17 protein-coding genes are annotated in these 14,374 nt (G+C 54.1%); 10 read left to right on the top strand and 7 right to left on the bottom strand.

Annotated elements, in window-relative coordinates; all coding sequences use genetic code 11:
• Positions 1–25: 25 nt before the first annotated feature.
• The 5 genes from M987_RS05520 (at position 26) to fabY (ending at position 3,839) form a co-directional block, all read left to right on the top strand.
• The gene (locus tag M987_RS05520) at positions 26–814 is read left to right on the top strand and encodes a DeoR/GlpR family DNA-binding transcription regulator (protein WP_014072396.1); all 789 of its coding nucleotides are present in this window, start codon (positions 26–28) and stop codon (positions 812–814) included.
• A 130-nt stretch (positions 815–944) separates the two neighbouring features.
• Positions 945–1,544, top strand: coding sequence for a glucose-1-phosphatase (yihX, locus tag M987_RS05515; protein WP_014072395.1), 600 nt, complete (start codon positions 945–947; stop codon positions 1,542–1,544).
• Positions 1,538–2,419, top strand: a complete 882-nt coding sequence (locus M987_RS05510) for a virulence factor BrkB family protein (protein WP_014072394.1) — start codon at positions 1,538–1,540, stop codon at positions 2,417–2,419. Before yihX ends, M987_RS05510 begins: the two co-directional genes overlap by 7 nt.
• Positions 2,416–2,853: a D-aminoacyl-tRNA deacylase gene (gene dtd / locus M987_RS05505; protein ID WP_014072393.1), complete on the top strand. Its 438-nt coding sequence runs from the start codon at positions 2,416–2,418 to the stop codon at positions 2,851–2,853. The genes M987_RS05510 and dtd overlap by 4 nt, the downstream gene beginning before the upstream one ends.
• Positions 2,854–2,897: 44 nt before the next feature.
• Positions 2,898–3,839, top strand: a complete 942-nt coding sequence (gene fabY, locus M987_RS05500) for a fatty acid biosynthesis protein FabY (RefSeq protein WP_041162159.1) — start codon at positions 2,898–2,900, stop codon at positions 3,837–3,839.
• Positions 3,840–3,855: 16 nt separating this feature from the next.
• Here the strand turns inward: fabY and M987_RS05495 are convergent, their stop codons facing one another.
• Positions 3,856–4,773, bottom strand: a complete 918-nt coding sequence (locus M987_RS05495) for an alpha/beta hydrolase (protein ID WP_014072391.1) — start codon at positions 4,771–4,773, stop codon at positions 3,856–3,858.
• A 199-nt stretch (positions 4,774–4,972) separates the two neighbouring features.
• Here M987_RS05495 and M987_RS05490 point away from each other — a divergent pair, with 199 nt between their 5' ends.
• Both M987_RS05490 and M987_RS05485 read left to right on the top strand, forming a co-directional pair.
• A complete protein-coding gene (locus M987_RS05490) occupies positions 4,973–5,215 on the top strand; it encodes a ribbon-helix-helix protein, CopG family (protein ID WP_014072390.1) in 243 nt (80 codons plus the stop codon).
• Positions 5,216–5,217: 2 nt separating this feature from the next.
• Positions 5,218–5,589 carry a type II toxin-antitoxin system VapC family toxin gene (locus M987_RS05485; protein WP_014072389.1) on the top strand — a complete coding sequence of 124 codons (372 nt, stop codon included), beginning with the start codon at positions 5,218–5,220 and terminating at the stop codon, positions 5,587–5,589.
• 39 nt (positions 5,590–5,628) lie between these two features.
• On the opposite strand, the gene fdhE is transcribed toward M987_RS05485, so the two are convergent.
• The 4 genes from fdhE to fdnG are packed head-to-tail and all read right to left on the bottom strand — an operon-like array spanning position 5,629 to position 11,152.
• Entirely contained in the window at positions 5,629–6,558 is a 930-nt protein-coding gene (fdhE, locus tag M987_RS05480) for a formate dehydrogenase accessory protein FdhE (RefSeq protein ID WP_014072388.1), read from the bottom strand.
• Positions 6,555–7,190: a formate dehydrogenase cytochrome b556 subunit gene (fdoI, locus tag M987_RS05475; RefSeq protein ID WP_014072387.1), complete on the bottom strand. Its 636-nt coding sequence runs from the start codon at positions 7,188–7,190 to the stop codon at positions 6,555–6,557. Before fdoI ends, fdhE begins: the two co-directional genes overlap by 4 nt.
• The gene (gene fdxH, locus M987_RS05470; RefSeq protein ID WP_014072386.1) at positions 7,187–8,089 is read right to left on the bottom strand and encodes a formate dehydrogenase subunit beta; all 903 of its coding nucleotides are present in this window, start codon (positions 8,087–8,089) and stop codon (positions 7,187–7,189) included. The genes fdoI and fdxH overlap by 4 nt, the downstream gene beginning before the upstream one ends.
• A gap of 12 nt (positions 8,090–8,101) precedes the next feature.
• Complete coding sequence (gene fdnG / locus M987_RS05465) at positions 8,102–11,152, bottom strand: formate dehydrogenase-N subunit alpha (RefSeq protein ID WP_088201878.1); 3,051 nt, start codon at positions 11,150–11,152, stop codon at positions 8,102–8,104.
• A 382-nt stretch (positions 11,153–11,534) separates the two neighbouring features.
• On the opposite strand from fdnG, the gene fdhD reads away from it, so the two are divergent.
• Positions 11,535–12,371: a formate dehydrogenase accessory sulfurtransferase FdhD gene (fdhD, locus tag M987_RS05455; protein ID WP_014072383.1), complete on the top strand. Its 837-nt coding sequence runs from the start codon at positions 11,535–11,537 to the stop codon at positions 12,369–12,371.
• A gap of 114 nt (positions 12,372–12,485) precedes the next feature.
• The gene (locus M987_RS05450) at positions 12,486–12,698 is read left to right on the top strand and encodes a YdgH/BhsA/McbA family protein (RefSeq protein WP_014072382.1); all 213 of its coding nucleotides are present in this window, start codon (positions 12,486–12,488) and stop codon (positions 12,696–12,698) included.
• Positions 12,699–12,739: 41 nt separating this feature from the next.
• Here M987_RS05450 and M987_RS05445 read toward each other — a convergent pair whose 3' ends face one another.
• Complete coding sequence (locus tag M987_RS05445; RefSeq protein ID WP_014072381.1) at positions 12,740–13,063, bottom strand: AzlD domain-containing protein; 324 nt, start codon at positions 13,061–13,063, stop codon at positions 12,740–12,742.
• The gene (locus M987_RS05440; protein WP_014072380.1) at positions 13,063–13,722 is read right to left on the bottom strand and encodes an AzlC family ABC transporter permease; all 660 of its coding nucleotides are present in this window, start codon (positions 13,720–13,722) and stop codon (positions 13,063–13,065) included. Before M987_RS05440 ends, M987_RS05445 begins: the two co-directional genes overlap by 1 nt.
• Positions 13,723–13,823: 101 nt before the next feature.
• Here M987_RS05440 and M987_RS05435 point away from each other — a divergent pair, with 101 nt between their 5' ends.
• The gene (locus M987_RS05435) at positions 13,824–14,372 is read left to right on the top strand and encodes a helix-turn-helix domain-containing protein (RefSeq protein ID WP_014072379.1); all 549 of its coding nucleotides are present in this window, start codon (positions 13,824–13,826) and stop codon (positions 14,370–14,372) included.
• The last annotated feature ends 2 nt before the right edge of the window (positions 14,373–14,374 follow it).

Below are 14,374 nucleotides of genomic sequence, written 5' to 3'. Positions count from 1 at the left end.
CGTGATGGTATTCAGAGGACAGCCCATGAGCCTTACCGAGATGACAGGCAACCCGCGGCACGATCAGTTGCTTACGCTGATTGCTGAACGTGGCTATATGAACATTGATGAACTGGCACAATTGCTGGATGTCTCAACGCAAACGGTGCGTCGGGATATCCGTAAGTTGAGCGAGCAGGGGCTGATAACCCGCCACCACGGTGGCGCGGGCAGGGCATCTAGTGTGGTGAATACCGCCTTCGAGCAGCGCGAGGTTTCACTGACGGAAGAAAAACAGGCGATTGCTGAAGCCATTGCCGACTACATTCCTGATGGTTCCACAATATTCATCACTATTGGTACCACGGTGGAACATGTTGCGCGCGCGCTGCTTAACCATAATCATCTGCGCATCATCACCAACAGCCTACGGGTTGCGCACATTCTTTATAAGAATCCGCGCTTTGAAGTGATGGTGCCTGGCGGCACACTGCGACCGCACAATGGGGGCATTATCGGGCCTGCGGCGACTACGTTTGTGTCTGGTTTCCGCGCTGATTACCTGGTGACCAGTGTGGGAGCAATTGAACACGACGGCGCAATGATGGAGTTTGACGTCAACGAAGCCAGCGTAGTGAAAACCATGATGGCTCACTCGCGGCATATTTTACTGGCGGCTGATCATACGAAATATCACGCGTCTGCCGCTGTTGAAATTGGTAATGTGGCGCAGGCGACGGCCCTCTTTACTGATGAACTTCCAGGTTCAGCCCTGCAAAATCATCTTAAATCCAGCAAAGTTGAAATCGTTGAAGTCATTTCAAACGACGAATAGCAGGTGGATTAATCCTTCTACAGCCCGACGTTCAGGTTTGGGCTGTTCCTTTCTCTAAGCTGAATCTGGCGCATAGCCAAAGCTTATCTTTCCCGCTACAGTTACTTTTCCACGGCGAAAGGAGATAAACATGCTTTATATCTTTGACTTAGGAAATGTAATCGTCGATATCGATTTTAATCGGGTGCTGGGCGCATGGAGCGACTTTAGCCGCGTTCCGCTGGCGACATTAAAACAGAGCTTCGCGATGAGTGAGACTTTCCATCAGCATGAGCGCGGTGAAATCAGTGATGAAGAGTTTGCCGAGCGCTTTTGTCACGAAATGGACCTGTCATTAAGTTACGAGCAGTTTGCTCACGGCTGGCAGGCTGTCTTTGTGGCGATCCGCCCGGAAGTCACAGACATCATGAACAAACTTCGCAAACAAGGGCACCGTGTGGTGGTCCTGTCAAATACCAACCGTCTGCACACGACATTCTGGCCAGATGAATACCCTGAGGTAAATGCCGCAGCGGATCACGTCTATCTCTCCCAGGAGATGGGAATGCGCAAACCTGAGGCGCGAATTTATCAGGCTGTATTGCAGGCAGAAGGATACTCAGCGGCGGATGCGGTCTTTTTTGACGACAACGCCGATAATATAGAGGGAGCTAACCAGTTAGGTATCACGTCAATTCTGGTGACCGGAAAAGAGACGATACCCAACTATTTCGCGAAGCAGTTATGCTAAAAAACGTTCATCAAAAAGCCGCTCACCATACCCGCCCGCTCAGGTCGTGGCTGAAACTTCTCTGGCATCGCATTGATGAGGACAACATGACGACACTGGCGGGCAACCTTGCCTACGTGTCGTTGCTCTCGTTAGTGCCGCTGGTGGCGGTTGTTTTTGCCCTTTTTTCTGCATTCCCGATGTTTGCAGATGTGAGCCTACAGCTGCGTCATTTCATCTTTGCTAACTTTATTCCGGCCACCGGGGATGTGATTCAGAATTACATCGAGCAGTTTGTTGCTAATTCCAACAAGATGACCGCCGTTGGGGCCTGTGGGTTGATAGTGACGGCGTTACTGCTGATGTATGCCATTGATAGTGCGCTGAACACTATCTGGCGCAGTAAGCGGATTCGACCCAGAGTGTACTCTTTTGCCGTTTACTGGATGATTTTGACACTTGGGCCGCTGCTTGCGGGGGCGAGCCTGGCGATAAGCTCGTATCTGCTCTCGTTGCGCTGGGCCAGTGAGCTAAATGGTGTTATCGACAATGCGCTGCGGCTTTTCCCGCTGATATTGTCCTGGCTCTCGTTCTGGCTGCTGTACAGCGTGGTTCCGACCACACGCGTACCCAATCGCGATGCCGTGTTAGGCGCGCTGGTGGCGGCAGTGCTTTTTGAACTGGGGAAAAAAGGATTTGCTCTCTATATCACCATGTTCCCGTCTTATCAGCTGATCTACGGTGTGCTGGCGGTGATCCCCATTTTGTTTGTCTGGGTGTACTGGACCTGGTGTATCGTCTTGCTTGGCGCCGAAATAACTGTCACTCTCGGAATATATCGCGAACTCAAAAAAACAGCAGAAGCTGAAAAACAACAAGAAGCAGACCAACCATGATTGCATTGATTCAGCGCGTAACCCGTGCCAGCGTCACCGTGGAGGGAGAGGTGACGGGTGAAATTGGCCCTGGACTTTTAGTGTTGTTAGGTGTCGAAAAGGAAGATGACGAACAAAAAGCCAACCGCTTGTGTGAGCGTGTGCTGGGCTACCGCATCTTTAGCGATGCAGAAGGGAAGATGAATCTCAATGTCCAGCAGGCGGGAGGCAGCGTGCTGGTGGTGTCGCAATTTACGCTTGCTGCGGACACCGAGCGCGGAATGCGTCCGGGGTTCTCCAGAGGAGCAGCACCGGATCGTGCAGAAGCGCTTTATGAGTACTTTGTTGAGCGTTGTCGCCAACAGGAAATGAATACGCAAACCGGACGATTCGCTGCGGATATGCAGGTTTCGCTGGTGAACGATGGCCCCGTCACTTTCTGGCTCCAGGTATGAGCCAGCTGGCGGCGTGGCCGCGGGTAACAAGAGAGAGTACAGCTATGTATCACCTTCGAGTACCGCAAACAGAAGAAGAGTTAGACGTTTACTACCATTTCCGCTGGGAAATGCTACGTAAGCCATTACATCAGCCTCAGGGCTCTGAACGTGACGCCTGGGATGCAATGGCGCATCACCAGATGGTGGTGGATGAAGAGGGTAACCTCGTCGCCGTTGGGCGTTTGTACATTAACGCCGATAATGAAGCCTCCATTCGTTTTATGGCAGTGCATCCTTCAGTACAGGATAAAGGTTTGGGCACGCTGATGGCGATGACGCTGGAGTCCGTCGCCCGTCAGGAAGGTGTAAAGCGCGTGACCTGCAGCGCCCGTGAAGATGCCGTGGAGTTTTTCGCTAAGCTGGGTTTTGTTAACCAGGGTGAAATCACGACACCACAAACCACTCCGGTTCGCCATTTCCTGATGATTAAACCCGTTGCCACGCTGGATGATATTTTGCATCGCGCAGACTGGTGCGGGCAGCTACAACAGGCCTGGTATCAGCACATCCCGCTGAGTGAAAAAATGGGTGTTCGTATCCAGCAGTATACGGGGCAAAAATTCATCACCACGATGCCGGAAATCGGCAATCAAAACCCACACCATACGCTGTTTGCTGGCAGCCTTTTCTCGTTGGCCACGCTCACTGGCTGGGGGCTTATCTGGCTGATGCTGCGCGAGCGCCATCTTGGTGGCACCATCATTCTTGCTGATGCCCACATTCGCTATAGCGCCCCAATAAGCGGCAAGCCAAGTGCCGTTGCCGATCTGGGGTCACTCGGCGGCGATCTTGACCGCCTGGCACGTGGCCGCAAAGCCCGCGTGCAGATGCAGGTTGAGCTTTTTGGTGACGAAACATCGGGTGCGGTATTTGAAGGTACTTACATCGTTCTCCCTGCGAAGCCGTTTGGCGCGTATGAAGAGGGTGGGAACGAGGAAGAGTAACCTCATTCAGCCCGGTTTATTGCCGGGCTGAATGAATTCGCCGTGCGATATCTCGTATGACATCCCGTGCTGACTGGCTGATACCGCCAAGCTGGTAGAAGCCGTGGATCACGCCCAACCAGCGCTGAGCCGTACACACCACGCCTTGTTCTGTCAGATATTGATAGAGTGTTTCTCCCTCATCGCATAGCGGGTCAAATTCGGCAGTAATAATGTGTACAGGCGGCAGACCGTTCAAATCATCTCGCCATAGCGGGCTGGCTTCAGGATGAAGTTTTTCGGTATCGGCCAGATACATTTCAAAGCCGCTCAACAGCGTATCGCGGGTGATGACATAATCCATGCCATTGCGGGTGTAGCTTTCAGACCTGGCGGTAGCATCAAGCATGGGGTAGATAAGAATCAGCTGTGCGGGTAACCAGACTCCGGCCTTCTTGAGCCGTAGTGACGTCACCAGTGCCAGATGGCCACCTGCACTGTCTCCGCAGAGGGTGATCCGGTTTGTATCCACCCCAAACGTATCCGCGTACTTCCGTACCAGGTTTGCCCCTTTTTCCGCATCATCATGTGCTGCCGGAAAGGTATGTTCTGGCGCCAACCTGTATTTTATGGCAATCACGCGACAGTTACCGTAATACGCCAGCTGGCGGAGCTGATTGTCATGTGTCTCAAACCCGCCGCTGATAAAACAGCCACCGTGATAATAAATAACGGTGGGCAGTAATTTGGCCGCGTTACGTGGTGAGTAGACCTGGAAAGTCATACCTTCACGTTCAAGTTTTTCAACCGTTATGCGCGTTTCTGTCTCCCCGGCGAGCACCGTACTGGCGAGATATCCCTCCCTCCGGTCATCAATACTCTGGCTACTCGAAGAGGGCCTTCCTGAGGCAATAAAATCCTGAACCAGTTTATCTATCCCCTTTTCCAGCGCCATGTGAATACCTTTAATCTGTATGGATATACAGTGTTATAACCTGGATTATCGCAGAAGAAAACAGAGGATTTACATGGGAAGTGTATTCTGGAAAGCGGTTCGCAAAAGTGGTCGCGATTTTTAAAATGAGCTTTGACCTTAAAATGATAAGGAGTATTTTGTCTGAAAATTAACCATTGATGATATACTAGGATGATATATGAGTCTTTTGGTGAACCTTGATATGGGCAGAATACTGATCGATTTGTCGGATGATGTCATTCAACGGCTGGATAACCTCAAACAGCTGCGGAATCAACCTCGTGCCGAATTGCTGCGCGAAGCGATAGAACAGTATCTCGACCAGCAAAGCACTTCGGTTATTCGTGATGCGCTGGGTCTGTGGGGGAACCAGCAAGAAGATGGGCTTGAGTACGAACGCAAGCTGCGTGAGGAGTGGTAATTGTGGAACACATGGCCGTGTTTGATACCAACATTCTTATCGATCTCTTTAATAATCGCACTGAGGCAGCGAATGCGATTGAAAACACAGCATCGCGCCGGGCGATCAGCCTGATTACCTGGATGGAAGTGATGGTCGGTGCGCGCAGGCACGGTCATGAAGCAAAAACGGCGGCTGTGATGAGGGCTTTTGAGATTATCGATGTGTCGCGTGATATCGCGGAAAGAAGCGTTTTACTCCGTGAGGAACACGGGATGAAACTGCCTGATGCCATCATTCTGGCCACAGCCCAGAGTAGAAATTGCCCATTGATTTCACGTAATACGAAAGATTTTGCGGGAATTGTTGGGGTTATCTCACCCTATCATCTGTAGGCCGGGCAAGCTTACGCCGCCCGGCACTGTCACAGGAGATTACTCCCCTTCACCCGGGAACAGGAACGGGTTGATAGAGCTACGGGCAAAGCCCTCTTGCTCCATTTTTGCGTCCAGAATCAGCGAGGCGAGATCGTCGGCAACCGCTTCGACTTTAGGGTCTTTTTCCTGATACAGGATCTTCAGGTAAGTGCCGCAGTCGCCGCAGCTTTCGGCTTTTACTGCCGCTTCTTCGTTTTCCAGCGACCAGTAGTTCAGATCGCGGGTCTGCTCGCAGTTGCTGCACTTCACGCGCACCACGTGCCATTCGGTTTCGCACAGGTTGCAGTGCAGGTAGCGCAGCCCCTGGGTCGTACCGATCTGCACCATGCTGGACACCGGCATTGAACCGCACACCGGGCAGAACTGACGCGCTTCGCCGTATTCAGCGCGGGCTTTACCCGGGATCAGGCTGGCCATTTGCGCCCAGTAAAGCGACAGCGCAGCCCAGATAAACGGGGCTTTATCGCTGCTGACAAGCGTAAAATCGGAAGCAAACAGCGCGCTCGCCATCTCTTCCAGCTCCATGTCAGACGCTTTTTCCAGGTTCTCGATCACTGCCAGCGCAGTGCCGCTCATCTCCGGCTTCAGCTCGGCAATCAGCGAATGCAGCAGCTTGTGCCAGTGTTTGTCGCGCGGCAACACGTGAATATCCAATGGCGGTTTACCCTGCTCATTGGCTTCTTTGATGCGCGCGGTGAGATCCATTTGCAGAGGGTGGTCGTACAGCACCACTTCCTGTGCGTGGGCAATCAGCGCGGCAAAGCGCAAAAAGTCGCCCAGAGGATTGTTCTCTGCCAGCTCGCGCAGACGCTCTGCGCGGCGGTTATAGAGGTTCTTGAGTCTGGGGAATAACAACGGCGGAATATATTCCGCCGTACGTTTTTCGCTCGAACCCAGCTCATCTTGCGGGATTATGCGAATACTCATTCAGATGACTTTTCCTGTTTCTGGCGGACCTCACGGTACCAGCGCGGGTGGTGTTTCTTCGCCCACGTACTGGTTACCCATCCTTCCACCATCGCGGTAATGGTGCCTTTCACCCAAAGGGCGGCGTAAATATGCACCATGATAACCACAATTAACGCCACTGCGGCAAATGAATGCAGCATCAGCGCAAATCGGATCACCGGGATTGAGAAAGCAGGCGCAAAATACGGACGCCAGATGATCACACCGCTCACCAGCAACAGCACCAGGAAGATAATCGCCGCCCAGAATACGCATTTCTGGCCGAAGTTATAACGCCCGGTATCACCCACTTCCTCGTTGACGACGATCTTACGAATATTCTTCGCCCAAAAGATATCATCCCGATTGATTAGGTTATGGTGCCAGTATCGGAAAAACATGATGATGAACGACGCGAACATGATGACGCCAACAAACGGGTGCAGTATACGCGCCAGCTGTGGTGTCCCCATGATCTGCATCAGCCAGTTGAAGGACGGGAAGAAGAACCCCAGTCCGCTTATCGCCGCCAGCATGAAGCAGAAGGCGGTGACCCAGTGGTTGATTCGGTCCGGCGCGGTATAGCGCACGATGGTGTCACGTTTTCTCATTTGCGCACCTCGTCTTTCTCTTCATGCAGGTTGTCGTCTTCCTCTTCCGCGCGGTTCGGGCCGACACCGACGTAGTGGAAGATGCTTGCCGCGAAGGTGGCAGCAAAACCGACCGCTGCCAGCGGTTTCCAGATGCCTTTCCAGAACTTAACGGTCGCGCTGATTTCCGGGTTCTCCGGCAGGCCGTGATACAGATTCGGCTTGTCGGCGTGGTGCAGCACGTACATCACGTGCGTACCGCCAACTCCGGCCGGATCGTACAGGCCTGCGTTGTCGTAACCACGGGTTTTCAGCTCACCCACGCGTTCTGCCGCCAGCGTTTTCATATCCTCTTTGGAACCAAAGTGGATAGCCCCAGTTGGGCAGGTTTTCACGCAGGCTGGCTCCTGGCCGACGTTTACGCGGTCAACACACAGCGTACATTTGTAGACGCGGTTGTCTTCCGGGTTCAGTCGCGGCACGTCGAACGGGCAGCCGGCAATGCAGTAGCCGCAGCCAATGCACTGCTCAGACTGGAAGTCGACGATACCGTTGGCATACTGAATGATAGCGCCTTCTGACGGACACGCCTTCAGGCAACCCGGATCCGCACAGTGCATACAGCCGTCTTTGCGGATAAGCCATTCCAGTTTGTCGTTCTGCTCCACTTCCGAGAAACGCATTACCGTCCAGGACTTGGCGGTCAGGTCCGCCGGGTTGTCGTACACCCCGACGTTGTGACCGACTTCATCACGGATGTCGTTCCACTCCGAACAGGCCACCTGACAGGCTTTACAGCCGATACAGGTGGTCACGTCGATAAGCTTCGCCACTTCCTGCTGGTGGTCCCGCGCCTGAGGCGCGGGAGTGAAACCGTTAGTCGCGGAACGACGAATAATGTCTTGCGATTGATAAGCCATAAGTCGTCTCCGTTACACCTTTTCCACGTTCACGAGGAAGGCCTTAAACTCCGGCGTCTGCGTGTTCGCATCACCGACGAACGGCGTCAGGGTGTTAGCAATAAACCCTTTCTTCGCCACGCCCTCGTAACCCCAGTGGATAGGAATACCAATGGTGTCCACCTGCTGACCGTGAACGTTCAGCGTGCGAATACGCTTGGTCACCACTGCCTTGGCCTTGATATAGCCACGGTTAGAGGAGACTTTCACGGTATCGCCGTGGGCAATGCCGAGCTTGTTCGCCAGCTTCTCGCCGATCTCCACAAACTGTTCCGGCTGCGCGATGGCGTTAAGCAGCGCGTGCTTGGTCCAGTAGTGGAAGTGTTCGGTCAGACGATAGGTTGTACCCACATACGGGAACTTGTCTTTTTTACCCAGCGCTTCGAAATCGCCCTTGAAGATACGGGCTGCCGGGTTAGAGACCACGTTCGGGTGCAGCGGGTTGGTACCCAGCGGCGTTTCAAACGGCTCGTAGTGTTCCGGGAACGGCCCTTCTGCCATCTTATCGATAGCAAACAGACGTCCCATCCCTTCAGGCTGCATGATAAACGGCCCGACATCGCTGCCTGGTGCGGCAGTGCTGTAGTCCGGAATATCCACGCCGCCCCACTTCGCTCCGTCCCACTTCAGAAGCTGACGCTTCGGATCCCACGGGTTACCCTGCGGGTCTGCTGAGGCGCGGTTATACAGAATGCGGCGGTTAAGCGGCCATGCCCATGCCCAGCCCAGCGTATTACCCAGACCCGATGGGTCGGCGTTATCGCGGTTGGCCATCTGGTTGCCTTTCGGCGTCCAGCTACCAGCGAAGATCCAGCAACCGCTGGATGTTGTACCGTCATCACGCAGGTGTGCGAAGGTGCTGAGCTGTTCGCCTTTCTTCGCCAGAACCGCACCGGTAGCCGGGTCGATAACATCCGCCAGCGCCTTACCGTTACTTTCCATCGCCACTTCTTCCGCAGATGGATTTTCCGGCGTTGAGTAGTTCCAGGACATGTTCAGAACCGGTTCCGGGTTGGCGCCGCCTTCGGCTGCGTACATCTTACGCAGGCGTAAGAAGATGCCAGCCAGGATCTCGCCATCGTTCATGGCAAGCCCCGGGGCGTCTGCGCCTTTCCAGTGCCATTGCAACCAGCGCCCGGAGTTAACGATAGAACCGTTCTCCTCCGCGAAGCAGGTTGATGGCAGACGGAACACCTCGGTCTGAATCTTCGATGGATCGACATCGTTCGATTCACCGTGGTTCTGCCAGAAGGTCGAGGTTTCGGTATTGAGTGGGTCAATCGTTACCAGGAACTTCAGTTTTGACAGGGATGCAACAACCTTGTTCTTGTTCGGGAACGAGGCAACCGGGTTAAAGCCCTGGCACAGATAGCCGTTGACCTTGCCCTGGTTCATCATCTCGAAGTACTGAAGAACGTCGTAACCTTTGTCCCACTTCGGTAGCCAGTCATAGCCCCAGCTGTTTTCAGCCGTTGCTTTGTCGCCGAAGAACGCTTTCATCATCGAGACGAAGAACTTCGGATAGTTGCCCCAGTAGTTCACCTGGCCTTCCAGCAGCGGTTTTGGTGTGCTGGCTGTCAGATAGGTTTGCAGGTCAGGCTGTTTCTCGCTTGGCAGGTTCATATAACCCGTCAGGCTCTGAGACAGCAGGCCGAGGTCGGTCAGACCCTGGATGTTGGAGTGACCGCGCAGGGCGTTTACGCCGCCGCCTGCCATCCCCATGTTACCGAGCAGCAACTGCACCATCGCCATAGTACGGATGTTCTGCGCACCGATGGAGTGTTGCGTCCAGCCGAGTGCATACAGGAACGACGCGGTTTTATCTTTCGCGCTGGTTTCGGCGATAAGCTCACAGACTTTCAGGAAGTCCGCCTTCGGCGTACCGCAGATGTTTTCAACCACATCCGGCGTGTAGCGGGAAACGTGCTCCTTCAGCAGGTTCCACACGCAGCGCGGGTGTTGCAGCGTGGTGTCGCGCTTCGCAAAGCCTTTCTCATCCAGCTCGTAGTTCCAGCTGGTTTTGTCGTACTTGCGTTTTTCGGCGTCATAACCGCTGAACAGGCCATCTTCGAAGTGATAATCCTCGCGCACGATCAGGCTGGCGTTGGTATAGGCTTCGGTGTATTCGCGGTTATATTTTTCGTTGGTCATCAGGTACAGCAATACGCCTGACAGGAAAGTGATGTCAGTACCTGAACGAATAGGGGTGTAGAAATCCGCCACTGACGCAGTACGCGTAAAGCGGGGATCGATAACAATCAATTTTGCGCCGTTGTGGATTTTGGCTTCCATCGCCCAGCGGAACCCGACAGGGTGCGCTTCAGCGGCGTTACCGCCCATCACCACGATGAGGTTGGCGTTCTTGATGTCGACCCAGTGGTTGGTCATCGCACCGCGACCAAATGTTGGAGCAAGACTTGCTACCGTTGGTCCGTGTCAGACACGCGCCTGGTTGTCGACCGCGAGCATACCGAGTGCACGCGTAAATTTCTGGGTTAAATAACCGGTTTCGTTGCTGGAGGCAGAGGCACACAGCATCCCGGTAGAGAGCCAGCGGTTCACCGTGACGCCGTCGGCGTTCTTGTCGATGAAGTTGGCATCGCGGTCTTCTTTAATCAGTTTTGCGATGCGGTCAAACGCATCATCCCAGCTGATTTGCTGCCATTTGTCGGAGCCTGGAGCGCGGTATTCGGGGAATTTCAGGCGGCTTTCTGAGTGGATAAAGTCCACCAGACCTGCGCCTTTCGGGCACAGCGCACCGCGGTTGACCGGATGATCCGGATCGCCTTCGATGTGGAAGATAGACGCTTTGGCGTTTTTCGCACCGTCGCCGAGGCTATACATCAACAGCCCGCAACCGACAGAGCAGTACGTACAGGTATTACGGGTTTCACGGGTACGCAGCAGTTTGTACTGCCGCGTTTCCGCCAGCGCTACACCGGGCGCAAAGCCCAATGCCGCTGCCGTGGTGCCTGCCATACCGCCAGCGCAGATCTTAAAGAACTGCCTTCTGCTGACCTGCATGGGTCACTCCTTGTTTCGACATTGCTTACTTATAGAGTCTTAACTTCGCGGTCGTTTTTTGCCCGCAAAGAAGAAAATTTGAGTTAATCCCTCAATTCCGCGAGGGATATCATCAGAATACCACAATGTTGGTAAGCCTGTTTGAACTGCGTTAATACAAAGTGAACGTATTATCACTGTATTGATTATAAAGTGTGATATTAATCACATTATCGGCCACCCATGTTAAAGGGGTGTATCATGGCTTTGGTTGCCCCCCTCCTGAATGAGTAGATAAACTTGATGAGGATGGGTGCTGAAAAGTTGATCCATACTATGCGTAAGGTCTGCCGTTTATGCTGCAATAGCAGACCTGCTTCTGTGGTTGTTCAGGAATACCGTTGTGTCTAAACAAAACCGTGCTACCCACGCGTCGCCACTGCCTGCGGGCATTGTGGAACTGTCGGTACACAGACCGCCCCACATTACCCGCGTCACTCCCGATTTTCTGGCGGAGGAAGTCCCTGTTGCCCTGGTCTACAACGGTATCTCGCACGTTGTGATGATGGCCTCGCCCAAAGATCTCGACCTGTTCGCCATCGGCTTTTCCCTTTCGGAAGGCATCATTGAGCACCCGCAGGATATCTACGGCATGGACGTGGTTCAGGCCTGTAATGGTCTTGAAGTGCAAATCGAGCTTTCCAGTCGCCGCTTTATGGGGCTGAAAGAGCGCCGTCGCGCACTGGCAGGCCGCACAGGCTGTGGAGTCTGCGGCGTTGAGCAGCTTAACGATATTGGCAAACCGATATCCCCGCTGCCGTTTACCCAGACATTTAACCTGGCGTATCTCGATAACGCTCTTGAGCACCTGAACGATGTCCAGCCCATTGGCCAGTTGAGCGGGTGTACACATGCCGCGGCCTGGGTGCTGCCATCAGGTAAAATTGCTGGTGGGCATGAGGATGTGGGTCGCCATGTGGCACTGGATAAACTGCTGGGCCGCCGGGCGCGCGAGAGCGATATCTGGAAACAGGGTGCAGCGCTGGTGTCCAGCCGGGCCAGCTATGAGATGGTGCAGAAGTCGGCGATGTGCGGCATTGAAATTCTGTTTGCGGTGTCAGCGGCGACCACGCTGGCTGTGGAAGTGGCAGAGCGCTGTAACCTGACGCTGGTCGGATTCTGTAAGCCGGGAAGGGCGACGATTTATACCCATCCTCAGCGGTTAATTGTTGATCAGTAATTTTGAATGATATTAGCAAATCCTTCCGCTTTTAGTTGTTCGTGATGAGGTCTAGTATTTATCTCATCAATGCACGGCGCCTTACCTAAACAACTAAATGAAAGGGTTTACATCATGAAAAGCATCAAAACTTTTGTCGCAGTAATCGCACTGGCTACTTCTTTCGGTTCTTTTGCTGCACAGACTGTTACCGCAACCGCCTCTACCATCGATGGCGCAGAAGCGAAAATCGCAGCACAGGCCCAGGAAGCTGGCGCGTCATCTTACAAAATTACTCAGGCATTCTCGGGTAACCGCGTACATATGACGGCTGAACTGAACAAATAATCCCGCTTTACCGTCGAAAGAGCGCCCCCGGGGCGCTTTTTTTATTGGATCCCCGCCAGGCGCAGCAGCGCTGTCACCACCGCAGCCGCAACGATCACCACAATTAATGGCATTTTGCGCCAGGCAAGGAATACGGCAAACGCCACGCCCAGAACGCGCGCCATTCCCGCAAAGTGTTCCCCTTCATAAAAGGTTGTCGCCAGCGCCACGGAGAAGAGTAAGACCGTTGCCGCGTCAGAAAGCAGCGCCTGTGAACGCTCTGACAGTGCCAGCCGGCTGCCCAGTTTCGCACCGCCAAGACGCATTAGATACGTCCCTGCCGATAAGATGGCGATACCCAGAATAAAGAATGTCATGTTTCCCATTATTTTTTCCTCGCCGCCAGGCCCAGTAAAGAAAGAAGAACCGGCAAACCGACCGGCGCAAATGGCACGGCGGCCAGTGACAACACTGCACCACTACAGGCGCGGATAAGCGTGGTGCGGTTTTTAAATGCCGGAACCACCAGCGCCAGTAAAATGGCCGGGAACACGGCGTCCAGCCCGATGGTTTCCGGTGCGGGTAAGAGTTTGCCCACCATCGCCCCCAGCAACGCGCCAAGCGGCCAGATGAGCGCCACGCCAAGGCCGCACAACCAGTAGGCGGCTTTTCGTTGTTCAGGCGTTTTTTGCGACAGGCCAAACACCACACTTTCATCGTTCATGATGTGGCATCCGAGCAGGCTGAGGCCGCGCTTACCCACCAGTTCACGCACTGTTACGCCAAACGGGACATGGCGCGCGTTGACCAGTAAGCCCGCAGCGGCCGCCGCCAGCGGATTACCGCCACTGGCCACAATGCCGATAAACATAAATTCAGACGCGCCCGCCAGCACGGTGATAGAGAGCACAAACGGCACCCAGACCGGGAAACCATACGCCATCGCCAGCGAGCCGTATGACATCCCGACAACGCCAACGGCCAGGCACACCAGGATGATTGCTTTTATCGTGTCGCCTTTAAGACAGGAGAGGTGATGCTTCATACAATTTTAGCCATATCGAACGTGTTTCCATTATAATGAACGCATCAGGATCGTTTTTCAAGATGAACGATTCGTTCGATTTATAGAACAGAGGCCGTTTTATGACGCAGCCAATCAGCGTGATCGCCAAAAGTCTGGTGCGAGAACGCCTGCGAACCGGGCTTTCACTGGCGGAGATTGCCCGCCGTGCCGGGATCGCCAAGTCCACGCTTTCGCAGCTGGAATCCGGTAACGGTAACCCAAGCCTGGAGACGCTCTGGTCGTTGTGTGTTGCCCTGGGCATTCCGTTTGCCCGCTTGCTGGAGCCGCAACAACCCACCACGCAGGTCATCCGCCGTGGTGAAGGCACCAAAGTGATTGCTGAACAGGCAAACTATCAGGCGATTTTGCTGGCCGCGTGCCCGCCGGGCGCTCGTCGGGATGTCTATTTACTGCTGACGCAGCCAGGCGCGGACCGCATTTCACAGCCGCATCCGCCGGGTTCGGTTGAGCATATTATTGTGACGCAAGGCCGGGCGCTGGTTGGCCTGACGGATGCGCCAGAGGAGCTGGGGCCGGGGGATTACATTTGTTATCCCGCCGATTTGCCGCACATATTTAAGGCGCTGGAGCCGGATACCCATGCGCTGCTGGTTGCGGAACAAAACTAACG

It is taken from the genome of Enterobacter soli ATCC BAA-2102 (assembly GCF_001654845.1).
Classification (GTDB): domain Bacteria; phylum Pseudomonadota; class Gammaproteobacteria; order Enterobacterales; family Enterobacteriaceae; genus Enterobacter; species Enterobacter soli.
Note: the sequence above shows the minus strand (reverse complement) of the source record. Positions and strands in the feature narration are given on the sequence as shown.